We start from the raw sequence: 23803 nt of genomic DNA on the forward strand, positions 1-23803 counted from the left end.
TGGCAATTTCACGGTTGGCAGAAGATCTCAGGTATGGATTGCCAGTTCAATCTCTTCCAAATAGCCAAAGTGCCTATCGAGAGACATGTAAAAATCCGAAGTGCAGCAACACCTTTTGACCCTGAATACCAAGAATACTTGGCAAAGAGAAAGTCCAAAAGGCTAGTTCGCAACACTTGGAACGATCCTGCTCTGGCTGCGTTATAAGTTGCTGGGTATCAAATGATGCCTTTGTGGAGGCTTGAGCCGTATGCAGTGAAAGTTGCACGTACGGTTCTTAGGGAGACGGCACTTGGCAACAAGTGTCGTCCACCCGACAGAAACGTGCCAGAACAGATCGCCCTGACACGAGTAGGGCAGCGTTATAACGCTTTCTACTGTCTGGGTGCTGCTTGATGTAAGTATTCTCTCTCTTTACATCTTGTGCGTTAAATGGTGCTCAAAAGTATTTAACTCTCTCTGGCTCCAAGGATTATGTTCAGGGGTATTATTAGCTATCGCCATTGGTGGTACGTTTTATAATTTTAAAGAACTGCTTTTGTTGTCGGCACCCAGCTAGATCATTCTAAAAGTGCCGATCCTACCAACATCTTTATCGAAAAGCCTGAAAGCTTGGTTTTTGGCAGTCTGGAAGCGTGAAGCGCTAGGGGCTTTTTACCTTTCTTAATGAGTGGTGAGTCTAATGAATAAAACATTGGGCCTATCGACGTATACTGATGAGAAGACTATCGTTTTGTCTTGACTCACCCGCCGCGGGAGCGTGGATGGAAACGCAACACAGCGAACTTTACTGGGGCGCCCGCTATCACCTCAAACAAGATCTCAATGGAAACTACTATCTGATTGGGATGCATCAGAAAATCTGGAAGGTATTTGGTTTCATTGCGCTTGTGCCGATGAGTGCATCAATCGTCATGGCATTTGTCTCCTGGATGGAAAGTGATAATCAGATGCACTTCTTTCTTATTGTGGCAGCCGTTCTTTTGCTTATTTCTCTCATTCTGATGCGTCGTACTGAACGTTTTGTTTTCAGCAGAGATCGCGTCTCTCATCTTCGGGGGTGGGGGAAAACGCCGCCTGAAAAAGCCTCCTGGCCCATCAGTGATTGCAATGTCACTGTGCAGCCGATTATTGAACACGGTTCGGGTTGCTGGCTGCAGTTGAATGACGGTGGAAAGTCTTTAACGAGAAACAGCATTGGCAAGTTCGAACAAACGGCGGAAATGGCGTTATTCCTTTCCAACCAAACAGGTATAGAGGCTATCGATAATGTGACTGCTTGGCCTGAAAGTCGGTCATTGGAAATAACTTCATCGGGCAAACTTCGACACGTCAAACCATTGAGGGTAGAAGGGGCTGAGTATCAGGTTCAGGGCTCGATATGGCGATTGCTTTGGGTGTTCCCATTCACATTAACCCTTGGCGCGTTGCTGTTTGTGTTCAATTGGATTCAGTGGTGAAGCCATGGTGAATGCAACTCATGAGACAACAAACAACGTTCGAAAACTTCATCTGGGTGGTGGTGGTTTGCTGAGGTTTTTCGGTGTTCTGTTCTTTGTGATGGCAGGGCTTTTGATTTGGTATCGCACCGTGGATTCGCTGCAATCAATACTCACATGGGCAATGTGGTCTGGCTTTGCCTGGCACATGATGTTTCTTGACCACCATATACAAATAGATCGTCGAAGAGAAACCTTGACCCGGCAAATTACCAGCCTTTATCCCGTCTATCGACTAAAGGCAAACCTTCACACTATCAGCGGATTTTCTGTGGCAAGAAGTCTTCGCTCCCGTGACAGTCACGGTGGAAAACTGCATGAGCTGGTCATGCTTTTTGATACCGGAGAAAGGGTGAAGCTCATGTCAGGAGGTCAAGCCAAGTTGATTGCAGAAGGTAAGAAGATAGCTGAAATGTGCAACAAGCCTTTTGTGGTTGATGGACAGTGAATGCTTGTTTTGTGCGAGCGGTTAGAAAGGAAATGAGTATGTTGAATTCCCAGCGTCATGCATTTATTAAAGCCAACCAGTTGGTGACTCTTTTGCTTGTCTCAATGCTGTCTTTTCCATCGATGGCTTACGAGCAAATTGAGCACAACATTCAATTGGTGGAGGAATTACAAAAGAAGACAGCGCCTTTGATTGAGAAAAGCCAAAAGAACGGCCGTGATTATCAAGACGCTGTCAGTGCCATGTCCGATGTTCTTGAAAAGACAGAAAGCCCAATGGCCGCTGTTCGTAGTGGTGACTTTAATCGACTGGTTTCGCTGGCAAGGAGTAACGCTTCTTTAGGGAATAACTATATCAATGAATATAAAGTGTTTCTTGACGAGATTGATAAGAGTTCGACGTGTTACAGACCAGATTTTTTGTCTAAATACAGAGAGAGTGTCGCTGAGCTAAATGCCTTTGCCGACGCCCTCCCATCCTTAAAGGCTGCTGCCAATACAGAGATTGCAGCATCCGAAGTGATGATGGCACTGAGTATGAATGGCATGATGGTGTCGGGGATACCGAGCACTTTTATGATGAGTCACAATCTTTGTGTGGTTGGTGATGCTGCATCGGTTTTGGAGCAACTCAGTGAGGTGGAGGGTGCCATTGTTAAGGCGCTGGTTGGGCAGGCCATTCTTGCTGAAGACCCAGATTTCGATTTACCGCCTGAAATGCTTGATGATGAGTTTGCTGGTGAATATTTGGCGAATGCTGACAGCTATCCTGAAGACGACTTTTTAGAAGACGGTCATTTCCAAGATGAGTATGAGGAGATACCGTCGCCACTGATCAGTGAACTGACTTTCGCCGATCCTCAAATCGAAAAGTGCCTCAAACAGTCCGCGGATATGGATCAGGCTGAGCGCGTCAATGATCTGTCTACTGTCATTTGTGAACTGCCAAAAGCCGCTAAGATCCATCTTAATGATTTGGCGCAGTTCCCATACCTTAACGATGTCATGTTCAGTGGTGGGGAGATTGAGTCCCTCTCGCCACTTAACAGTGCTGAGTCTCTTTCTCAAATTCTGATCGATCGCAGCACCATCCATAGCTTCGGCGATCTTTCCAATGTTTCGGCGACTGCCGTGTTTTCAAACGTGAACTCTGGAGACTGGGGTTCGCTAACTCAATCAGGTATGGACTACATAGTGATTGAACAGCCTGGTGATTGCGGCCAATTGGCACCTCTTCTGGGGTCGGGTGCAGTTATCGCCAAGTTTGCTGGGGATGATGCACCCAATTTGACCTATGAAGACGTGAAATCGTCCAAAGTCGTGGTTACCGACTGTCGTAAAGACAGTGTGTTTTGAAGAGGGATAAGCAATGAAGTTGTGGCTAGGGAAAGGAAAAATAAAATTCGCATTAGGTTTTGCGTTTACGACATTGCTGGTAACCACTGCATCGGCTGGAGAGCTGTTTAGTGCGCCGCCGGAAAGTGAACTTAAAGAAAGAACAGTTCAACATTACACCAAGTTTCCTCTGGTTATCGCGCTTGAAAAGGGAAAGCTCATTGTGCAGAAGCAAGGTGGACGGTTGACCCGGTTGGGCTACACGCTTCAGCCCAAGCATGAGCCTTTCCACCTGAAAAATAACTATAAAGCACAAATTGAAGCGTTGGGCGGAGAAATCCTGTTTGAGTGTGAAGAAAAAGCCTGTGGCAGGGTAAAGAATCTGTATCAGTTGTTAGAGCCAAACGACACCATTTCCAAGACAGCCCCTGCTTTTCTGGTGGCAAAGTTGAACGATGACACCAAACCGATATACCTCTCTGTGCTCAGTGCAACGCAAAAGCAGCATACCAGTTTGCAAGTCGATGTGCTTGAAGTGATTGAAGAGCCACTCGATTTGATATCGGTGGATAGGGCCTATCTGAGTGCGCCCGCAGAAGTGCTGACCTTTGAGGATAAATCCGGTAAAGACAGACAAGGTAGCAAAGATCACCCAATGGTGCAGAGACTTCCGGGTGCCTGGATCGTCGAGTATACCCAGCTTGGATTTGGGAGAAGTAAAGTGCTAACGGCAGTCACAGAAAAGCGAGAGCACCAGATTGTAGCCTTAGATGGAAAAATCACAGATATTGGGTACAAACTGCCAAGGCAGTATTCAGAATACGAAGTGTTTACCAACTACCAATCAGCGTTAAGCAAACTGGGTTTTGTTTCTCAATTTCGTTGTGAGGGGAAGGAGTGTGGTGACGAAGACAAGCTTCATGAGGAATTGAACACGCTTGTTCATCTTGGTTTTGAAGAAAACCAATTTTACGGCTTGTACAAGCTTGAACGTCCGGAAGGCAATGTTTATGCAATGGTCTACGTGATCGGTTTTTCCGGTGGCCTTTGGGGAGAATTGAGAGTTATCGAGGAAACTGAACTTAAAGATGACCGTTTAGTTATCGACCTCGAAGGATTAACAGACAAGATTGCACAGACGGGGCATGTGGCGTTGGATGGTTTGCTGTTTGAGTTCGACAGCGATCAGATGTTACCAGAGTCGAAAGAGGTGATTAATACACTGGCGACCTATCTGAAAGCACATCCGGACTGGATATTTTATGTGGTAGGTCATACCGATGACAAAGGTAGTGAATCCTACAACCAAAAGCTCGCAGACAAGCGGGCAAAATCAGTGGTGAAAGCGCTGACCAGCGAATATCAGATCCCAAAAAGACAGTTGGTAGCGAAAGGGGTAGGTGAGTATGCTCCTGTTGCCAATAACCTCAATGAAGATGGCCAGAAGCAAAATCGTCGGGTTGAATTGGTATTAAGATCCGATACGAAATAGCTCGCCCCCAATGTTCGAGTTGGCGGGATACAAACGCCCGCTAATTCGAATGGTTTCTTTGCGAATGAAATGGACGATCACAAAACTCAGGCATTCGCCAAATCGCAATAAAACATATTGTTATAGTTTAGTGCTACAAATCTCAATAGCTCCCAAGGCAGCAACTCTCGGAGTAAAATGAGTATTCTAAGCGATTGCCAGCCACCCTAATCAAAAGCACCAATCAGCACGTGGAGTTTACCGTTATCGTTAAAGCAATTTTATGGATGTCAGGGACGCTCTTATCTTTTTGCTTAATGGCTGTGGGAGCAAGAGAGTTGAGTGGAGAAATCCATACGTCACAAGTGATGCTGTTCAGGAGCGCATTGGGCCTTTTGGTTATCTCCTTCATTCTACTCGTGACGAAAAACTACAGCGGCTTTTCCTCCAAACGTCTTGGCTTACATGGACTAAGAAATACCTTTCACTTTGCTGGGCAATATGGTTGGTTGCTGGGAATTACAGTCTTGCCCCTCGCCGAAGTGTTTGCGTTGGAGTTTACCGTTCCTCTCTGGACAGCAATCATTGCGTGGCTATTTTTAGGTGAAGCCATCACTATGCGTAAACTAGCAGCCATTGGTTTGGGGCTTGTTGGTGTGTTGGTGTGTTGGTGATATTGAAGCCTAGCGTGGAGGTTTTGAACTGGTACTCATTGATTGTCCTGGCCGCTGCTTTTTGTTATTCCATATCACATGCTTTGACCAAATCACTTTCAAACACTGAAAGCCCGCTGACCATACTATTTTTTATGTGCCTCATTCAGCTGCCTATAGGTTTTGTGTTTGCTTTGAGCGATTGGTCCACACCAGCTGGGATGCAATGGATTTGGTTAATGATTGTTGGATTAACCGCGCTGAGCGCGCATTTCTGCATGACAAAAGCGATGCAATACGCGGAGGTTAGCACGGTGGTGATTCTGGATTTCCTGAGATTACCAGCGATAGGCATGGTGGGTGCGTTAATCATGTTGTTTGGTAACTTACTTATGATGCTCAAAGAGGTAAGCAGAAAATATGAGGCGGTTTAAGCGTTATCGTCCCAGTGGCTGACTAAAACTTGTACAAGGTAACATTGAACGCCTGTCTAATCTTAGTTGGGTGGAAAGTATTAACCTTATGATATTCATAACTTATATAAATAAAACAAAGAAATACCTATCTATTCGCTCAGCAACCTGTATAGTCTGGCGAGCTCTGGAGTCAGAGCTATAAATGAAAAATTTAGTTCAAGTATTTTCTCAGTCTCCATTCGATTCATTTCGTCTTCAGTGAATTCTTCTTCTTAATCGCCCATTTAGTAGCTTTACTCTGCGAGTCTATCTTCCGACGTTCAAAGTGAATATCCCACGCTGAGACATAGATGTTTCAGGGATTTCAAAAAAGGAACCTAGCAATGAGAAAGAAAAGAGCAAACCTTCAGAAACAGGCTTGGAAAAACGGCCATGAAGCCAGATTTGAACAGATGGTAAGTGAATACCACAAAGAAAAAGCCGTGCTGGAAGCAATGACTGCGGGCTCTGAAGAATATGACAAGCAAAAAAAATTGTGCGAAAAACTGTTTGCTAACGCTGAGCGCTTCTTCAAACAGCACCAGTAATCTGATATTCCGCAACGGATGCAGACATCCGCAACTGTGTGTTTGCGTCGGTGGTAAGCCCGGCAGGATTCGGGCTTAAACTTTTCTTCTGCGTCATTTCTTCGATACTATGGCTTTCCACTTCCTATAACGTCAAACATTTCACTGGGTGATATCTCGAATATAGGCATAGGTAAGTGCTAATAAACCGCATAGGTACGTTTACGCTTTCCCCTTTAACATCAGGCTCGTTATTTGGTTTGGAAGAATCGTTTTCATTCCGCATACTTGCATTTAAAGTTGGTGTTGGGACTAAACGTCAAATTATCTGAGTGGCGAGACAGTTATACTAAATATTGTGCGGTATAACCTATCAAGCGATAAATCACAGAAGTTTTTTAAGCGGGGAGAAAGGCCGATGTATAGGGACGTGCTGACATTTTGGTTTGAGGAACTGACGCCAAAGCAATATTTTGTTAAAGATGAGCAGTTGGATCGTACTATTGAATCACGCTTTGGGGAGTTACTTAATCAAGCTTCTGTGTCCGAGTGTTTTAATTGGCGTAGAGAGCCAGAAGGAAGATTGGCGGAAATCATCTTACTCGATCAGTTTTCCCGAAATGTCTATCGAGATACATGGCGTGCTTTTGCCCAAGATACCCTTGCTTTAGCGCTTGCTCAGGAAGCGGTTTTTTTGGGAGCTGACAGGGAACTGCCGCCAATCCAGCGCAGCTTCCTGTATATGCCTTACATGCACAGTGAATCAAAGATTGTGCACGAAGAAGCGCTGCGTTTGTTTGACCAGCAGGGACTGGAAAACAACTATGAGTTTGAAGTCCGGCACAAAGAAATCATTGATCGTTTTGGGCGTTATCCGCACCGGAATGAGATTTTGGGTAGGGAGAGCACTCCGGAGGAAATTGAGTTTCTGAAACAGCCGGGTTCGAGTTTCTGATCTATCCCTAAACAACCTGAATCATGGATCTTCAGGTCGTTTGGGATGAAAGGACGACTGTGTTGCAGAGCCCTCCAAGACTTATTTCAGCAGTTTATCGAAAAATACAAGACGTCAAAGGTTGTTGTTAGTGAAAACTTGAACACCATACGTTCTGAAGGGCTGGCTTTTATCGTTATCGCGCCAGGGGCCAACTCAAGTTCTATGACTTGCTCGAAGGGAGCATTAGGCAGCAAAAAGGTTCGTGATAGCCAGATGCCGCCGTCAGATTGATGTCGGAAGGCGTCTTTAGTCTTCAGCTTTTCACGATTTTCAGGCTGGATAAGGTGCACTTTAGTGGTGTCAAAGAAGATGTCATTGATGTCGATAAACGGTCTATCAACAAAGGCAGAAACGCTGATGGTCACGCCATTTCTGCCATCCTGACTGGCTTTGACTTTTACACTGTAGTCATCGAAAGACTGCTTTAGCGCATCCTGGTTTGTGCGCAGGTATCCACAACTTTGCGAAGCAACAGCCTCGCCAAAACTGTCCTCTGGTTTGTAATAAGTTCTGTCTGTTGGAATTACGCAGCCAGAAAGACCAATCGCCACGGCGCCGGTCAGCAGAATGGTTTTAAGTTTCATCTCTGTTTGCCCCAGATTAAAAGAATTGCGCCATTCTAATAACAACCAAACAAGGCTCAATTTAAGATTGATAAGTCGCATATTTTGATACCTATAGGATCAGTTTATGGACTCCGTCATTTCTAAACTTCTTTGTAAATAGGCAATGGTGATGGTTAAGGCGAGCGCCTGAATGGTTGTATCGAACGGAACTGGTGTCCGGAAGCGAAGTGGAGTTGCTTCCGGAACATCTGTTTAAAGACTTCTAGATTGCGTGATTGATCTGCTCTCTGGATTATTGAGTTAACACTGTAAATCGTTCAGTAGCGCAATTAAGGCCTAGATCGCCAAACCCATATCTTCGTCACTCGCGTATTCGGCCGGATTGTGGCTGATTCCTTTCTTGCAGCGAACAAAAAGCATGGCCACGCGGGTGAGATCAGCCATCGCGGAAGCATCATGCGTTGCGCCAGAAGGAAGCTGGTGGACCCGGTTATTGGAAGCAACGATCGCTCGAGCGATCGCCAACTGCAGGGAGGGGTCACACTGGGTGGCAGCTTGGCTGTAGGTTCTATTGATTTCGCAGCCAAGCCCACGAAGTTGAGCGGTTTCCTTGGCAAAAGCCTGAGGATATCGCCTGCTTTTCCCGCACTTCATCATTTGGAGAGCGAAGCTCAATCATCATCGAAACTTGCCCGGGTACGGCATTGGGAACATTGGGCCTAACATCCAGTTGTCCTTCAGTGGCGAGCAGCTCCGAAAGTTTAATCGCAAGCTTTTCCGGCTCTATGGTTACCGTAGCGGCGGCTGCAAGCGCATCTTTGCGAAGGTGCATAGGCACAGTTCCTGCGTGGGCTGCTTGACCTGTGAAAGTCAGTTGATGCCTTTCAATGCCACTTATCGCAGAAACGACACCAAGAGGCAGGCCTTCATGTTCGAGTACAGGGCCTAGCTCAATATGGGTTTCGATAAAACCGAGAATATCGTCAGGATTGCGTTTTAACTGACCAATGTTCTCCGGCTGAAGACCAAAGTTTGAAAGTGCTGAGCGCAGGGTGATGCCATCTTTATCTTTTCTGTCGACGACGCTTTCATCAAGGGTTCCAGCCAGAGCGCGTGGACCAACCAACGCAGTAGGAAAACGCACGCCTTCCTCATCAGCAAACGCCAGCACCTCAACTGAGAACGGGAGCTTTACTCCCTGTCGGTTCAAATAGTCTAAGGCAATGATAGGTAGCACAATTCCCATGATCCCGTCATAGGCACCGCCTTGCTTAACGCTGTCCTGATGGCTGCCCATTAACAGGGTCTTTGTGTTATTACCTGCATCATATCGGCCGATCAATGTGCCGGTGGCGTCGATGCGAACACTGAGACGAGCTTCTTCCATCCAGGTAGTCAGTAGAGCATTGGCACGTTTGTATTCCAGTGTAAATGGAAACCGGGTAACACCAGTCTCTGATGCCGAGCATTCGGCAAGTTGTTTTAAGTATTCTTGGGCTCTTTGGCCTAAAAGGTGAGTCATTGGTTAACGCTCCGGGTGTTCTGATGTCGGCAAGGTTTCCCTCCATGCCTGGTAGTCGGGATCGCAATGCTTCTCGTACAAGGTACGCAGGGCAAGTAGCGGTGAGTCGTGGTAATCGATACGCAGAGTGACAGGTGGGGAGTCGGGTCTGTATACAAGTAGAGCGGCGGATAACAAGCCACGATGGTCTCCACCCGCTCGCTCTGCTTCAAAGAGTGCTGAGATTAATTTTTCTTCAAAAGTCATCTTGTTGTTTTTGAAGGCCAAAGCCATGGCTTCTAGCACCTTGGTATCTGAAAGCAAATTTCCGCACACCACAATACCGTTTTCTATCAAACTTCCATGAGCCAGTCCGTTCTGACTACCGGTATGAACCGCGCCGTTTCCTTGAAGATCCAATGCAGCGAGTTGCCGGTAAGCAGCACCTGCATCAACACTGGTGATCGCATTGACTGCAGAAGGCGCACTGGATCCTGCTGCCATCAGAGACAATACGTCCTGTCCCCACAGAGTGCTGGGCTTAGCGCCCTGAGAAGCGGACATGCCCGCGCGTAAATCCCCCCTGATCACCCAGCCACCTACGCAGAGTGCCCCAGTGGCTGCCGCAGCGCCAATCGCGCCGGATTCCTGATCTCGTGCCAATATTGAATAAGTTATAGGTCTCGCTCCTGAGCCAGTGATCGAAGTGTGACTCCGACACTCATTGGTGTTAATTTATCATGATAAATGTGAGTAAAAGTTAACCAACGATTAACTTCACATCCACAAACTGGGAAGGAGTTTCCCCATGAAACAAATGAGAAGTGATTTCATGAAAACGCTGCGGAGTTCAGCCAAACCGCGCTTCTTGCGGTATGTGCGATAGTTCCTTTATCCGCATTAGCACAAACACCACCTAACGTGCTGATCGTCGGGCAGGTTGCTGAACCTAAGTCGCTCGACCCACATGCAGTTACCGCTGTGAATGATTTTCGCATCCTGATGAATCTCTATGAGGGGTTGGTGCGATATAAAGATGGGACGCTGGAAGTTGAGCCTGCGCTGGCCGAGAGTTGGACGGTGAGTGATGATGGTAAAACCTATGTCTTCAAACTTCGTGATGGCGTGAAATTCCATGATGGCACGCCGCTGACCTCAAAAGCAGTGAAGTTCAATTTTGACCGTATGCTTGATGAGAAACATCCGTATCACAATACAGGACCCTTCCCGCTCTCTTTCTTCTTCTCGTCGATTGAAAACGTAGAGGCCGTTGACCCGAAAACGGTGAAATTCACCCTCAATGCCCCTTACGCCCCTTTCCTTTCTAACCTTGCTTACCCGACGGGACTAATTGTTTCCCCTGAAGCGGTAAAAAAGCATGGTAAAGATTTTGGTCGCCAGCCTTCAGGTACCGGACCATTCCGTTTTGCTGAGTGGGCGTCAAACAACAAGGTCGTTGTGGTTCGTAGTGACGATTACTGGGTTGATAACGCTAGGCTTGAAGCAGTAGTATTTCGCCCAATTACGGATGCCAACACCCGTGTGGCTGAAATGCTGGCCGGTAGCATCGATATGATGGTTGAAGTGCCGCCAAATGCGCTTTCTGAGTTCCAGAACGACCGTTATCAAGTGGTGGAGCAAGCTGGCCCACACGTTTGGTTCCTTATCCTGAATGCCAAGGAAGGCCCCTTCGCGGATAAGCGAATGCGTCAGGCTGTGAACTATGCGATCAATAAAAAAGCCTTGGTAGAAGGCGTATTGGAAGGAACGGCTGAGGTCGCTGCTGGCCCAACACCACCCGCTTTTGCCTGGGCGTATAACGATAGCTTGCAGCCATATCCTTATGATCCTGTAAAAGCTAAAGCGCTGATTAAAGAAGCAGGTCAGGAAGGTGCGAAGCTGACGTTCTATGTGACTGAAGGTGGTTCAGGCATGTTGGACCCTGTCCCTATGGGGACCGCTATTCAAGCAGATTTGAAAGCTGTGGGCTTAGATACCTCTATCGAAACCTATGAGTGGAATACCTTTCTTGGCAAAGTGAACCCAGGTCTTGAAGGTAAAGCTGACATGGCAGAAATGGCATGGATGACTAACGACCCGGATACTCTGCCGTACCTGGCGCTGCGCACTGATGCTTGGCCTGAAAAAGGCGGTTTCAACTCAGGTTATTACTCAAACCCTGAAGTCGACAAGCTGTTGGAAGCTGCACGCCAGTTTTCGATGGCAGACAAAGGCATCACACTGGTGGTGTTGCTGGGTATTTCCATTCCTTCCTTTTTCCTCGGCATGATGATGATCCTACTTTTTGCCATCAATCTTCGCTGGCTACCCGTTTCAGGTATGTATGCGATTTATGGTGGCGGAGACTTACCGGATTTACTCAAGCATTTAGTCATGCCATCAGTCGCTTTGGCGTCTGTCGCAACGGGTGTCATCGCCCGGCCATGCTGGAAGTATTGAGACAGGACTATATTCGTACCGCTCGTGCGAAAGTTGTGCATGAGCGTCAGGTTGTTTGGAAGCACGCACTGAAAGCGGCCATGGTCAGCATTATTCCAGTTCTGGGTATTCAGGCCGGGTTTGTGCTTTCTGGTGCAGTGTATATCGAGATGGTCTTCCAGTGGCCGGGTGTCGGAAAAATGCTGGTTGAAGCGATCCTGAAACGTGACATTTTACTTGTGCAGGGTGGGGTTGTGTTTGTTGCGTCTTGCTATGTGCTCTTCAACATTGCTGTCGATATGCTGCAAAGTTGGCTTGGCCCGAGGATCAAAGTATGACGGCATTGTGATGTCGATTATCGTCTTTCTGGTTCTAGTGACACCGCTATTAGGGCTTCAGGATCCTGCTATCACAGATACCGCCAACCGATTTTTACGTCCTCTTAGTGATGGACACCTGTTAGGTACTGATCACCTTGGTCGTGATTTACTCTCCCGATTACTTTGGGGGACACAACTGAGCCTTGCAGTTGGCTTTGCTGCAGCCTTGATTGGCTCAGCGATTGGTATTGTTGCCGGTTATTACGGTGGCCGTGTCGATAATGTTTTTATGCGTTGTATCGATGTATTAATGGCGTTCCCTTATATCTTGTTGGCATTAGCGATTGTTGCGGCGTTGGGCCCGGGGTTGTTGAATGCACTGATTGCTGTCGCGGCGGTCAATATTCCTTTTTTTGCAAGGAACATTCGTGGCGTGACCGTATCTCTGGCACAGCGTGAGTTCGTTGAAGCGGCCAAGCTTTGTGGCATGTCTGACTTGCGTATTATCTGGTCTGAGATTGTACCGAATGTGGTCCCTGTGATTGTGATTGCTATGTCCACCACCATCGGCTGGATGATTTTGGAAACGGCAGGACTTTCTTTCCTTGGTTTGGGCTCCCAACCACCGCAGGCAGATTTGGGCTCAATGCTGGGTGAGGCGAGAAATTCGCTGATCACTGATCCCCATGCCAGTGTGGTACCGGGCGTGATGATTTTCCTTATCGTGATGAGTATTAATCTTTTGGGTGACGGTGTTCGTGATGCTTTAGATCCAAGATTGAAATCAGGCGCGCTGACCCGTCCTCAACCTGCCACCAAAGTCAGCGATGCGTTCAATACTGTTGATTTCGATGAAACCAATGAAGCCGTCCTGAAAGTCGATAAATTAGAGACGCAATTTCATATCAACCACCGTGTTTACAAAGCGGTGAATCAGGTGTCATTTGAGATTGCGCCTGGCGAATGTCTGGGTTTAATTGGAGAAAGTGGTTCCGGTAAATCGGTGACAGCGTTATCAGTCATGGGGCTCGTCGCGTCTCCCCCGGGGGTCATTTGTGGTGGTGATATCCGCTTCAAGGATGAATCCCTGATAGGTGCAAGCTATGAAAAGCTGCGTGAATGGCGCGGCAAGGATGTGGCTTACATTTTCCAGGACCCGCTCGCTACCTTGCATCCGCTCTATCGTGTGGGAGAGCAGATGATGGAAGCGATACTGGTGCATGAGAAAGTGCCAGCAAATGAAGCAAGAGAGCGGGCTATTTCGTTGCTGGATGTGGTACAAATTCCCAACGCAGAAGAGCGCATGAAGGCATTCCCCCATGAGCTCTCCGGCGGTATGCGCCAGCGTCTGGCGATTGCAATGGTGCTGGTGAACAATCCCTCGCTTATTATTGCGGATGAACCCACCACAGCACTGGATGTGACGGTTCAAGGACAGATACTTGCCCTGTTGGATGAGCTTCGCGCACCAGAAATGTGTTGGTGCTGTTTATTACTCATGACTTTGGTGTTGTGGCTCAGCTTTGTGACCGTGTTGCCGTGATGTATGCCGGAAAGATTGTTGAAACAGGACCAACCGACGTTGTGCTGGATTCTCCAGCACACCCATACACCAAAAAGCTTATCGCTTGTGTGCCTGAACTTGGGCGCGGCAAAGGGGCACTGGAAGCCATTCCAGGGTTACCGCCCGTAGTAGATAAATTGCCTCCAGGGTGTGCGTTTGCAGCAAGGTGCAGCAAAGCCGCTGATACTTGTCAGCAGGGCGAAGTATCAAGAAATGAGGCATCTGGGCGGATGGTGCTGTGTCATTATCCAGAGGAGAAGTTGGTATGACGGCTGCGTTGCAAATTCAGGGATTGAAGAAAACCTACTTTTTTAAAAAGCCAATGTTTGCCTCAGCGCTTCCCGGTGTGAAAGCAGTGCAAACCATCAGTCTGGATGTGGAGCAGGGGGAAACACTGGGCATCGTCGGCGAGTCAGGTTGCGGTAAGTCTACGCTGGCGAGAATGCTGGTGGGTTTAACGGCACCCACCGAAGGGCAAGTACTGGTTGAGGGAGAAGCATTATCACCTGACAGTCCCGAAGAGAATGGAAAACGCATTCAGTATGTTTTCCAGGATCCGATCAGTAGCCTCAACCCGAGAAAAACTATTCGTCAGTTGATGGAAGTGCCGTTGATTTACCTTCACGGCATGGATAAAACTGCCCGTAATACGCGCATTCGTGAGATTTTCACGCAGGTTGGACTTCGAGAAGAGTTTCTTGAACGCTACCCCCATGCATTTTCTGGTGGTCAGGCTCAGCGTATAGGTATTGCCCGAGCGCTCGCTGCCAACGCCAGAATACTGGTATTGGATGAGCCGGTTTCCGCGTTGGATGTTTCTGTTCAAGCTCAGGTTCTTAATCTGTTGGCTGAGCTAAAACAATCACTGTCGTTGACCTATCTGTTTATCAGCCACGACCTTGCTGTTGTGGAAGCAGTGAGTGATAGGGTCGCTGTGATGTACTTTGGTTCGTTGGTCGAACTTGCGCCTGCTGAAATGATTTTCAATTCCCCAAAACATCCGTACACTCGGTTACTAGCGGACAGCGCTCCGGTTGTGGGAAGGCCCTTACAGGTACCTACACAGCACGCGGAATTGCCAGATCCGCTTAACCCACCACAAGGTTGTGCATTTGCGGGTCGTTGCCCCAGAGCGCAATCTGAATGCCTCGGCGCTCCACCACCGCTAACAAAAATAAAGGAGAACGAATTTGTCGCCTGCTTCTTCCCGCTCGAATGACCCAACTCCTTTTGCGAAAATGCGTCGTCCCTATAAAGTAGCGAACGCCATTAAAACCTGGATTGTCGAACAGGGACTAAAGCCAGGAGATAAACTGCCCCATGAGCAAAAACTCATGGAGCTGTTTGGCATGTCTAAAGGCACGATCCGCGAAACCATGCGGGTGCTTGAAGCACAGGGTCTCATTGTGACGCGCACAGGTCCAAAGGGTGGGGCGTTTATCAATGCGGTGTCTGAAGCGATGGCAAGCAGCTTGCTGAGTAACTACTTCTTCTTTAACGAACTCTCTGTCAAAGACATCCATCAGCTCCGCTGTTTGTTGGAGCCGGAGTTGGTAGCCACGTTGGCTGGCAATATGACTGAAGACGATCTGGCAAGGCTTGAAGACAATATTAAAAAATATGCCCAACCGTCTCTGGATAAGGAAGATGAACGCCAGCAACACATCGATTCCCTGCAATTTCACATCATTTTGGCAGAGCTGGCCGGAAATGAATTGCTGGGGTTCATTATCCGTTTTATGGTGCGAATGCTGACTGACCTTACCGTTTACCGCAGCTTGTATGAGCCGCCCAATCATGAACTTTGGGAGCAGGGGTTAAAGCACCAGAAAGATTTGATTGTCGCCTTGCGCGACGGCCGATCGGAAGATGCCCGTGCCATTATGCATGAGCATATGGAAGTGGCGAAAAAACTGATGGAAGGACAGGAAGCGAAAATGGAACGGCGCTTTATGTTGCACGCACCTTAGTCCTCAGAACCTTGCAATTGCCGCATGTCATTTCGTTATGGAACAACCTTTGGTGATCCACAATTGACATGATTCTGTATTAAAAATCATACTTTTAATGCAGAGAGACCTCTCTGCTCTTATTGTCAGGACAAGGCAGTAGCGAGGGAGTGGCGATGAAAAATGAACTTAACCCTGCAAAATTGTTGGCTGCTTTTGAAGTAGTCATGGAGAAAGGTGAAGACACCGAGTTCGGTAAAATTTACGAGGGTGTCGAAGCGTCAACCGATTACGATGGTTACAACGTTTACCTGAGAGGAAATGGTGTCGAGTTGCACATCGGCTTTCACAACACTTACGATCTGAAATACGACCAAGCCCATCTCAGAGACAGCTTCCTGAAAAAGGTGGATGCCTTGGTCACCGATAAGGTTGTCGACGATCATCACTAAAAAGCCCGGAAAACCGGGCTTTGTTTTATTTTGCTGTTTCGGCTGAAGTCAGTCTCTTTGTAGTGTCGCCTGTCATCTGCACCATAAAGCGGGTAATTGGCATTTTTTCTAACAACCACACCAGACCCAGCGACTGTGCAATAGTTAAAGGTGTTACAAGTGCGTCTTTTAAAGGTCCTTCGATGTTGTACATACCCAAAAGATTGAATACCAGGATCAGCGGAACGAAATGCGCAACATAGATACCCAAAACCCGTTTACTCAATGCAAATGTTGCCGGGTTATTGCCAAGGTTCGGATGGTTCAAAAGCAGGGCAAACAGCCCCAATGCCACGAGAGGCGTGCCAACCAGAAAGTCATGGTTCGCCATCCACACATCGTAACGGGTCAGATTAAAGCCTTCTGCCAAACAAAGCGCCAAGCCTCCGATCAGCATTGAGTAAGCCGCTTTGTTTGAGAAGCTTATGTTGCGGCGTCGCATCTCAAATCCCGTAGTGACCATCAATAAACTGAAGAATGGGCCGTTGCGGGTGAAGATCGGCGCTTCTCCTTCCATAACAGGTTGGTAACTTCCCGCCCCCAGTCCCCAAACATACAGACCCAGTGCCAGAGGCATGATAAGACCTTGCTGGTTCTTATTAATCAGCAAAGCAAGTATACCAAGCGCAGAAAGTAGCCCAGGGATATACCAAAGGTGCACCAAGCCACCCTCAAATAAAGTGTTGAATGGCGCTTTAAGTAAATAGTTCCAATACCCAGCACGTTCTACCAAGTACCCTTCAGTCATCGCGATATCTAGTCTGAAAGGCATCACGAGATAAATAATGCTCCATGCCAGCCAGATCAACATCAAAGGCTTGGCGTAATGCATGAAGGTCTTTGTTGGGCTCTCAACTAGTTTGGGTTGGACGAAATAGCCCGTCAAAACGAAAAAGAAAGGTACGGCAAAGCGGCAGATTTGGTTAATCACATCTGAAAGCGTGTTGACCCCCTCACTATATGCCTCGCCGCGAAAAGGACCTGCGTGGATAATGACAACGGCAAGAATTGCCAATAAACGACCCATCTCTAATGAAGGGATACGGGCGTTGGACATGTGGTCTCCTCAAATTGCACTGTGTGCACAAACAAGTAGAAAAGCTGAGTGAACGCGAACTATATGTAATTTTTGTCCTCAGTCTTAGGCGCAAATCTCGAATATGCGAAGGCGGAAATTAAAAGCGTTGCAAATTGTAATGGTTGGTTGAAAAAGCATCAGTAAATCGCCACATAGAAAAGCCAAACCTAATCAAGCAATCGGGTCTAACCTGTATAGTCGAATGACCCTATTTCTGTGGGAAGCGATTTCTCATGAAGGGTGTTTGAATGTTTTGAGCATGCCGAAACGTTGAAGGTGGGCAGTAGAAGCGAGGAAAGTGGCACCAAGATGCGCATAAATGTGTCGGTTTAGCAGTGAATGATAACTTATCTGATATCACTGTGTTCTACATGTTTCTTTACGCGACGACGCCTGCTATACTCCCGGCCCTGATATAAGCCAGTAATTGTTTATAGAGACGAACAATGACAGATCTAAGTAAATACAGAAACATTGGTATTTTCGCGCACGTTGATGCGGGTAAAACCACTACTACCGAGCGTATCCTGAAGCTAACCGGTCAAATCCACAAGACTGGTGAGGTTCATGATGGTGAATCGACTACTGACTTCATGGAACAGGAAGCTGAGCGTGGTATTACTATCCAGTCTGCAGCTGTAAGCTGTTTCTGGAAAGACCACCGCTTCAACGTTATCGATACTCCGGGACACGTTGACTTCACCGTTGAAGTTTACCGTTCTCTGAAAGTACTTGATGGCGGTATCGGTGTTTTCTGTGGTTCTGGCGGTGTTGAGCCTCAGTCAGAAACCAACTGGCGTTACGCTAACGAATCAGAAGTTGCACGTATCATCTTTGTAAACAAGCTGGACCGTATGGGTGCAGACTTCTTCAACGTTGTTGAGCAAGTTAAAAACGTTCTGGGTGCAAACCCAGTAGTGATGACTCTGCCAATCGGTCGTGAAGATGAGTTCGTAGGTGTTGTAGACATTCTGAACCGTCAAGCATACGTTTGGGATGACACTGGTCTGCCAGAAAACTACGAAATCAAAGAAGTTCCAGAAGATATGCTGGAGCAAATGGAAGAATACCGTGAGATGATGATCGAAACTGCTGTTGAGCAAGACGATGATCTGATGATGGCTTACATGGACGGCGAAGAGCCTTCTATCGAAGACATCAAGCGCTGCCTGCGTAAAGGTACTCGCGACTGTTCATTCTTCCCAACTTTCTGTGGTTCTGCATTCAAGAACAAAGGTATGCAGTTGGTACTGGACGCAGTTGTAGATTACCTGCCGTCTCCAACAGAAGTTGACCCACAGCCGCTGACTGACAAAGAAACTGGTGAGCCAACTGGTGAAGTTGCAACTGTTTCTGCTGACGAGCCACTGCGCGCACTGGCGTTCAAAATCATGGACGACCGTTTCGGTGCCCTGACCTTTATCCGTATTTACTCAGGCGTTATGAAGAAGGGTGACACCATCCTGAACGCAGCGACGGGTAAAACTGAGCGTATCGGCCGTATGGTTGAGATGCAAGCAGACGAGCGTAACGAGCTGACCTCTGCGCAAGCGGGTGACATCATCGCTGTTGTTGGTATGAAGAACGTTCAAACTGGTCACACTCTGTGTGATGTTAAGCACGAATGTACTCTGGAACCAATGATCTTCCCAACTCCAGTAATCTCTATCGCTGTGTCTCCTAAGGACAAAGGCGGTTCTGAGAAAATGGGTATCGCGATCGGTAAGATGGTTGCAGAAGATCCATCATTCCAAGTTGAGACTGACGAAGATTCTGGCGAAACCATCCTGAAAGGTATGGGTGAACTTCACCTGGATATCAAAGTTGACATCCTGAAGCGTACTTACGGTGTAGACCTGATCGTTGGTCAACCACAGGTTGCTTACCGTGAAACTATCACTCAGCCAGTTGAAGACAGCTTCACTCACAAGAAGCAGTCTGGTGGTTCTGGTCAGTTCGGTAAGATCGACTACCGTATCAAGCCAGGTGAGCCAAACTCAGGCTTCACTTTCACTTCTACTGTTGTTGGTGGTAACGTTCCTAAGGAATTCTGGCCAGCAATCGAGAAAGGCTTCGCGGGCATGATGGAAACGGGTGTTCTGGCTGGCTTCCCAACGCTGGACGTTGAAGTTGAGCTGTTCGACGGTGGCTTCCACGCAGTTGACTCATCAGCAATCGCGTTCGAAATCGCAGCGAAAGGTGCATTCCGTCAATCTATGCCAAAAGCTGGTCCACAGCTTCTTGAGCCAATCATGAAAGTTGACGTATTCACTCCAGAAGATCACGTTGGTGACGTAATCGGTGACCTGAACCGTCGTCGTGGTATGATCAAAGACCAACAAGCTGGCGCAACTGGCGTTCGCATCAAGGGTGATGTACCACTGTCAGAAATGTTCGGTTACATCGGTACCCTGCGTACTATGACTTCAGGTCGTGGTCAGTTCTCTATGGAGTTCGCACACTACGCACCATGTCCAGCAAACGTTGCTGAGAAAGTTATCGCTGAAGTTAAAGAGCGTAACGCTAAGAAGTAATTCTTAACGACTTTCTAAAAGAAAACCCCGCAGCTTGCTGCGGGGTTTTTGTTTTTCTGACAATGGGTATATTGCTGAAGTGTGGGCTGCGTGGCCAATTTTACTTAAGTCACCAACGCTTTCTCTACTTTCCTCACCGCCAAATCACATTTATCCAGCCTGTGGCGTTTGACCGCATAGGCGGGGGGTTCTTATAACCAAGCCAGACCTTGCCGTCATCATCTTCCCAGATCAGGTTTTTCGGCTGGTCTACCCTTGAAATCGAGCTTTCTGGTGCTGCCTGCAGCTATCAACGTGGATAGTAGGGGATCTGGATCTCTGGTTTGAAGTCCATTTAAGTCGTTCACTTTCTCGGACAGATAAAGTGAGCTTATCGAAGTTGGAGAAAACCATCAAAGTGTCGGAGAGTTACGCTCAAGTTCCTCTCGATAGCTTGAGCGCATTTGCCTTTTTGATTTTAAAGGCCATAGTGGGTGGAAAGGTAGACCAGTACCGCTTCGTGTTCATCAGGATCTAACTCGTCCATACCTTGTTCATCCACCATCCATTCCAGTGTTTCTTCCCAGCTATCTTTGCTTAAACCTTGCTGGACGACGAGATGCAGTGAATGACAGGCTGAACACACTGCAGCAACCAATTCCATGTTTTCCCCCGGTTCCAGAATCCCGTCCCCAACAGACTTAATAGGAGCGCCTGCAGAGGACGTTGTCCAGATTGGGCGGACTGGATTTTTGCTGGCAAGCCAGGCAATGATGGCAGCCCTTGCACCGGGGTCTTCAACACCTGGAAACACCATATTAGTGTCCGGAGCGAATGTTGCTGGAGACTTCAAAAAGGCATCAAGCTTTTCTGCGTCCCATCGTCCTTGATGTTGTTTGAGGCTTTTGCTGTAGTTAAACCCTCCAAAGGAGGCGATGTTACGGTCCGCCAGCCCCCATAGGGGCGGGCCAACAACCGCAATACCATCAGGCTCTACCTGATGACAGGCTTTGCAAACCAGAGCTTGCTGTTCTCCTGACGCTATCAGTTCTTCATTGGCGGAAAGTGCAGTACTGAAGAATAAAAGCAAAGATAAAGAGAGCGGAGTAAACCGCTCAATGAAGTTAAATTCATGCATCCACTTACCCCTTCACGACAACCGCAACACGGTGAAAGCTATTGTTCAGATAGCCTTTGGGGTTCCATGCGATGGCGAAGGGCTGGCTGACGCCTTGGTCGTCAGTGGCTTTCGCCCACACCTCGTAATAGCCGGGTTGGGGGAATTGTACCTTAGCATTGAAAGTTTGCCATGCGCCTTCATTTGCTGGATCTGATAAATCCGCATCCATCCATGTCGCTCCGAAGTCTGTGGAGAGTTGTACGCTGTCAACTTTGCGGTCTCCTGACCAGGCGTGACCTTTCACTATTAATTCGTTACCACTGACTTCGGTGTTGGTTTGTGGAGAAGTGATGAGGGATTTCACAGGCATACGCTCGATAATGACAAAATCTTCTTTCGCGACTTTCTCTCCCGGCGCAACAGGGCGATTGGGTACGCGGTACGCTTTACCCGTCATTTTCGGGCCGTCATGAACCTGATCCCGCACCTGAATGCGTGTCAGCCACTTTTGTGAACACGAACCGGGCCAGCCGGGCACGACAAGACGCAGTGGTGCACCATTCATTGGGTGAAGTGGCTCGCCATTTTGCTCAAAGGCGATCAGGTTTTCGCCGCCCATGGCTTTTGCAATGGGTAAGCCCCGGGAGATAGGAAGTTTGCCTTCTTTGCCAGAGAGATGTTTGTCAGCACTATAGTGAGCGGTATAGACAGCACCATCCTGAACAGCTGCGGCTCTCAATACATCCGCCAGCCTCACACCTGTCCAACTTGAGCACGCAACGGCGCCATAAGTCCACTGATTGCCTTTAGCTTTAGGCTCAAAGAAAGCGCGGCCATTGCCGCCACATTCCACCACGAGTTGCTGTTCAACCACATCGAAGTTGTTCTTCAAATCCTCGATGGTCAGGGTCATTGGCTTGTCTACCAGACCATCAATAGTCAACGTCCAGCTATCGGTATCGACGCCTGTCGGAGGAATACCGTTATTACGGATAAAGTGACGGGTGGTGGGGGTGATATCATCATTCAAAAGATGAGGTGGCGTTTCCGCATTCATTGGTCTGTCATTTAAAACCGTCAGCCCATCTTTTCCTTCGATCAGAACATCTTCAAGGCCTTCTGCAAAAGCAGCCGGTATCATGCCTGCAGGCATATTACGATGAAAGGGAATAGCCCCACCCAGAACTGCCGCCATGGTGGCTAAACCTGCACCTTTCAAAAAGCCCCGTCTGTCGGGGTAGCTAACCCTTCCAAACACTTTTTCATCTGCAGTTTTGGGGTTTTGTTCGTAGTACTCGTAGATACCTTTTGGAGCTTTTTTGTCTTCTTCACTCATATTGCGTTCCTTCTTTTAGCCAACATCCTAGTTACACATCTACAAATCCGTCATACATGTGCTTCAAAAAGAATAGTCGGGACCATTAGAGATGGATCTCTCGGAACCGATAAAACAGGGAGGTGTGAATAAAAAGGGACGGTGAAATAAAGCAGTTGGATGCGGCAGAAAGACAAAAAAGCTCACCAGAGTGAGCACTTCAAAAGATTAGAACTGGGTGGGCAACCAGTGCTCGACGATGTAATTGTCATCAGCTAACGCGATATAGCGCCACTTGTCGAAAGTCAGGCAAGGGTGAGACGTGGAAAAGGCGATGACATCACCTACCAGTAAATCGCAGTCTGCTGGAACATCAACAAAGGTGTGCTGATCCATCACGGCGGTAGCGCTGAGTCCAGTCACGTCGATTGGTATCCCATTTCTGAAGCCACGCTCCGCGATGGGAAGCCCTGCATCATAAGAGGCATCGCGTTTACCCATACCAATCAAGGCTTTACCTGGTTCTGGTGTAGAAACCACACATGCCCAAACCTCCAGAGCATTCTTTAAATCACCATCGAGATGGCAAGCGATACCATGATTTTTCTTGGCGCGAGCCATGACTTTTTTCTGTGCCACTTCGTAAATACCGGTATCGTGGGTGAGGTAACAGCCCGGGCGGATGACAGGGAGTAAATCGGTATACTGCGAGAAGGTTTCTGCGACCACATCATACCAAGCCGAGCCAGCTCCTGTGACGATGGCCTCCTTGGTATCAATGAGTCCCTGATCCTTCAGGGACCTAGCAAATTCAACAGTTTCTGCAATAAATTGACGGACACGTGTCTCTGTGTCATCACCAGAAATTACGCCTTCATAAACTTCCACGCCCGCGAGTGCTGTGCCTGGCAATTGATGGATCAGACGTGCGAGATCAGTCGCGGCTTCAATGCCCCGAACACCACATCTTCCGCCATCTACACCTAGCTCGATAAAGACGTTCACCTGTTGACCTCGTTCGGCAAAGAAAGCGGATAGCTGCTGCACATTCAAAGCAGAATCAACACTGCAATAAAACTTCACGTCAAAACTCGATTGCAGTCTGATGACTTCTGCCATATTCGCCTTCCCCACCAACTGGTTTGCCATGATGATGCGCTTGGCGCCTGTTAAAGCTGCAATTTCTGCCTGAGCGGGAGTGGCGATAGTCATACCCCATGCGCCTTGCTCAAGCTGTTTTTTGAAAAGGTAAGGTGTCATGGATGTTTTGCCGTGAGGGCAAAGTTTAACCTGATGTTTGTCAGCGAACGCTTGCATCCAATGGATATTATGGTCTACGGCGCTTTGCAAAATCACCGCCGTGGGTAAGCTAATTTCTTCCTCAATCAGGCTGTAACGTCCGTTGTCTTTATGTTCAGCCCAGATACCCTTGGTTCCTATTGGAAAGCTATCTTGGAGTGACGCCTGAAAGTTATCAATAGGCTGTTCTGCTGAGTGACCCATTCCTTATTCTCCTATCATCCATTGTGTGCTATCGCCCCGGGTGGTGATCCAAAATACCAA

The 23803-nt window shown here is 47.8% G+C and carries 25 protein-coding genes and 1 pseudogene; 18 read left to right on the plus strand and 8 right to left on the minus strand.

Translation table 11 applies throughout. The features are described 5' to 3' along the window. From GMA8713_RS17810 to GMA8713_RS17845, 10 genes and pseudogenes are all read left to right on the plus strand, one after another. Positions 1-207 (plus strand): annotated as a pseudogene (locus GMA8713_RS17810) (group II intron reverse transcriptase/maturase); the annotation flags it as partial. Between the two features lie 15 nt (positions 208-222). Beyond that, a complete protein-coding gene (locus tag GMA8713_RS27415) occupies positions 223-396 on the plus strand; it encodes a hypothetical protein (RefSeq protein ID WP_157515671.1) in 174 nt (57 codons plus the stop codon). A 368-nt stretch (positions 397-764) separates the two neighbouring features. Then, positions 765-1460, plus strand: a complete 696-nt coding sequence (locus tag GMA8713_RS28165; protein WP_062712799.1) for a hypothetical protein — start codon at positions 765-767, stop codon at positions 1458-1460. A gap of 4 nt (positions 1461-1464) precedes the next feature. Continuing rightward, on the plus strand, positions 1465-1947 hold the full coding sequence (locus tag GMA8713_RS17820) for a hypothetical protein (RefSeq protein WP_062712800.1): 483 nt from the start codon (positions 1465-1467) through the stop codon (positions 1945-1947). A gap of 38 nt (positions 1948-1985) precedes the next feature. Continuing rightward, entirely contained in the window at positions 1986-3302 is a 1317-nt protein-coding gene (locus tag GMA8713_RS17825) for a hypothetical protein (protein ID WP_062712802.1), read from the plus strand. Between the two features lie 13 nt (positions 3303-3315). Then, a complete protein-coding gene (locus GMA8713_RS17830) occupies positions 3316-4773 on the plus strand; it encodes an OmpA family protein (RefSeq protein ID WP_062712803.1) in 1458 nt (485 codons plus the stop codon). Positions 4774-5039: 266 nt separating this feature from the next. Then, entirely contained in the window at positions 5040-5426 is a 387-nt protein-coding gene (locus GMA8713_RS28170) for an EamA family transporter (protein WP_232314476.1), read from the plus strand. Continuing rightward, entirely contained in the window at positions 5417-5839 is a 423-nt protein-coding gene (locus tag GMA8713_RS28175; RefSeq protein ID WP_232314477.1) for an EamA family transporter, read from the plus strand. Before GMA8713_RS28170 ends, GMA8713_RS28175 begins: the two co-directional genes overlap by 10 nt. Before the next feature lie 365 nt (positions 5840-6204). After that, a complete protein-coding gene (locus tag GMA8713_RS17840; RefSeq protein WP_062665481.1) occupies positions 6205-6408 on the plus strand; it encodes a hypothetical protein in 204 nt (67 codons plus the stop codon). 397 nt (positions 6409-6805) lie between these two features. Further along, entirely contained in the window at positions 6806-7342 is a 537-nt protein-coding gene (locus GMA8713_RS17845; RefSeq protein WP_062712806.1) for a DUF924 family protein, read from the plus strand. Positions 7343-7428: 86 nt separating this feature from the next. Here GMA8713_RS17845 and GMA8713_RS17850 read toward each other — a convergent pair whose 3' ends face one another. The 4 genes from GMA8713_RS17850 to GMA8713_RS17860 all read right to left on the minus strand — a co-directional run bounded on the left by GMA8713_RS17850 (position 7429) and on the right by GMA8713_RS17860 (position 10114). Next, the gene (locus tag GMA8713_RS17850; RefSeq protein WP_062712858.1) at positions 7429-7968 is read right to left on the minus strand and encodes a hypothetical protein; all 540 of its coding nucleotides are present in this window, start codon (positions 7966-7968) and stop codon (positions 7429-7431) included. A gap of 318 nt (positions 7969-8286) precedes the next feature. Next, complete coding sequence (locus GMA8713_RS28180; protein WP_232314478.1) at positions 8287-8475, minus strand: M20/M25/M40 family metallo-hydrolase; 189 nt, start codon at positions 8473-8475, stop codon at positions 8287-8289. Between the two features lie 43 nt (positions 8476-8518). Continuing rightward, the gene (locus GMA8713_RS17855) at positions 8519-9472 is read right to left on the minus strand and encodes a hydantoinase/carbamoylase family amidase (protein ID WP_232314479.1); all 954 of its coding nucleotides are present in this window, start codon (positions 9470-9472) and stop codon (positions 8519-8521) included. A gap of 3 nt (positions 9473-9475) precedes the next feature. Continuing rightward, the gene (locus GMA8713_RS17860; RefSeq protein ID WP_232314480.1) at positions 9476-10114 is read right to left on the minus strand and encodes a DUF1028 domain-containing protein; all 639 of its coding nucleotides are present in this window, start codon (positions 10112-10114) and stop codon (positions 9476-9478) included. Positions 10115-10372: 258 nt separating this feature from the next. On the opposite strand from GMA8713_RS17860, the gene GMA8713_RS17865 reads away from it, so the two are divergent. The 7 genes from GMA8713_RS17865 (at position 10373) to GMA8713_RS17885 (ending at position 16175) form a co-directional block, all read left to right on the plus strand. Next, positions 10373-11911 carry an ABC transporter substrate-binding protein gene (locus GMA8713_RS17865; protein ID WP_232314481.1) on the plus strand — a complete coding sequence of 513 codons (1539 nt, stop codon included), beginning with the start codon at positions 10373-10375 and terminating at the stop codon, positions 11909-11911. Further along, positions 11896-12228, plus strand: coding sequence for an ABC transporter permease (locus GMA8713_RS28185; RefSeq protein WP_232314482.1), 333 nt, complete (start codon positions 11896-11898; stop codon positions 12226-12228). The genes GMA8713_RS17865 and GMA8713_RS28185 overlap by 16 nt, the downstream gene beginning before the upstream one ends. Positions 12229-12238: 10 nt before the next feature. Beyond that, positions 12239-13753: a dipeptide/oligopeptide/nickel ABC transporter permease/ATP-binding protein gene (locus GMA8713_RS17870; protein WP_198159536.1), complete on the plus strand. Its 1515-nt coding sequence runs from the start codon at positions 12239-12241 to the stop codon at positions 13751-13753. Further along, positions 13723-14043 (plus strand): oligopeptide/dipeptide ABC transporter ATP-binding protein, encoded by a 321-nt coding sequence (locus GMA8713_RS27775; RefSeq protein WP_198159537.1) that lies wholly within the window; start codon positions 13723-13725, stop codon positions 14041-14043. The genes GMA8713_RS17870 and GMA8713_RS27775 overlap by 31 nt, the downstream gene beginning before the upstream one ends. After that, the gene (locus GMA8713_RS17875) at positions 14040-14993 is read left to right on the plus strand and encodes an ABC transporter ATP-binding protein (protein ID WP_062712809.1); all 954 of its coding nucleotides are present in this window, start codon (positions 14040-14042) and stop codon (positions 14991-14993) included. Before GMA8713_RS27775 ends, GMA8713_RS17875 begins: the two co-directional genes overlap by 4 nt. After that, the gene (locus GMA8713_RS17880; protein WP_084387771.1) at positions 14965-15744 is read left to right on the plus strand and encodes a FadR/GntR family transcriptional regulator; all 780 of its coding nucleotides are present in this window, start codon (positions 14965-14967) and stop codon (positions 15742-15744) included. The genes GMA8713_RS17875 and GMA8713_RS17880 overlap by 29 nt, the downstream gene beginning before the upstream one ends. A 155-nt stretch (positions 15745-15899) precedes the next feature. Beyond that, positions 15900-16175 (plus strand): DUF3081 domain-containing protein, encoded by a 276-nt coding sequence (locus GMA8713_RS17885; protein ID WP_062712811.1) that lies wholly within the window; start codon positions 15900-15902, stop codon positions 16173-16175. A gap of 25 nt (positions 16176-16200) precedes the next feature. Here the strand turns inward: GMA8713_RS17885 and GMA8713_RS17890 are convergent, their stop codons facing one another. After that, positions 16201-17271 (minus strand): acyltransferase, encoded by a 1071-nt coding sequence (locus GMA8713_RS17890; protein WP_062712813.1) that lies wholly within the window; start codon positions 17269-17271, stop codon positions 16201-16203. A 467-nt stretch (positions 17272-17738) separates the two neighbouring features. Here GMA8713_RS17890 and fusA point away from each other — a divergent pair, with 467 nt between their 5' ends. Next, on the plus strand, positions 17739-19826 hold the full coding sequence (fusA, locus tag GMA8713_RS17895; protein WP_046304203.1) for an elongation factor G: 2088 nt from the start codon (positions 17739-17741) through the stop codon (positions 19824-19826). A gap of 457 nt (positions 19827-20283) precedes the next feature. On the opposite strand, the gene GMA8713_RS17900 is transcribed toward fusA, so the two are convergent. The 3 genes from GMA8713_RS17900 to GMA8713_RS17910 form a co-directional block, all read right to left on the minus strand. Beyond that, on the minus strand, positions 20284-20943 hold the full coding sequence (locus GMA8713_RS17900; RefSeq protein ID WP_084387772.1) for a c-type cytochrome: 660 nt from the start codon (positions 20941-20943) through the stop codon (positions 20284-20286). Between the two features lie 4 nt (positions 20944-20947). Next, positions 20948-22261, minus strand: coding sequence for a molybdopterin-dependent oxidoreductase (locus GMA8713_RS17905; RefSeq protein WP_062712815.1), 1314 nt, complete (start codon positions 22259-22261; stop codon positions 20948-20950). Between the two features lie 207 nt (positions 22262-22468). Further along, complete coding sequence (locus tag GMA8713_RS17910; RefSeq protein WP_062712817.1) at positions 22469-23743, minus strand: amino acid deaminase; 1275 nt, start codon at positions 23741-23743, stop codon at positions 22469-22471. Positions 23744-23803: the final 60 nt, after the last annotated feature.

The sequence above is a fragment of the Grimontia marina genome (assembly GCF_900060185.1).
Classification (GTDB): Bacteria; Pseudomonadota; Gammaproteobacteria; order Enterobacterales; family Vibrionaceae; genus Enterovibrio; species Enterovibrio marinus.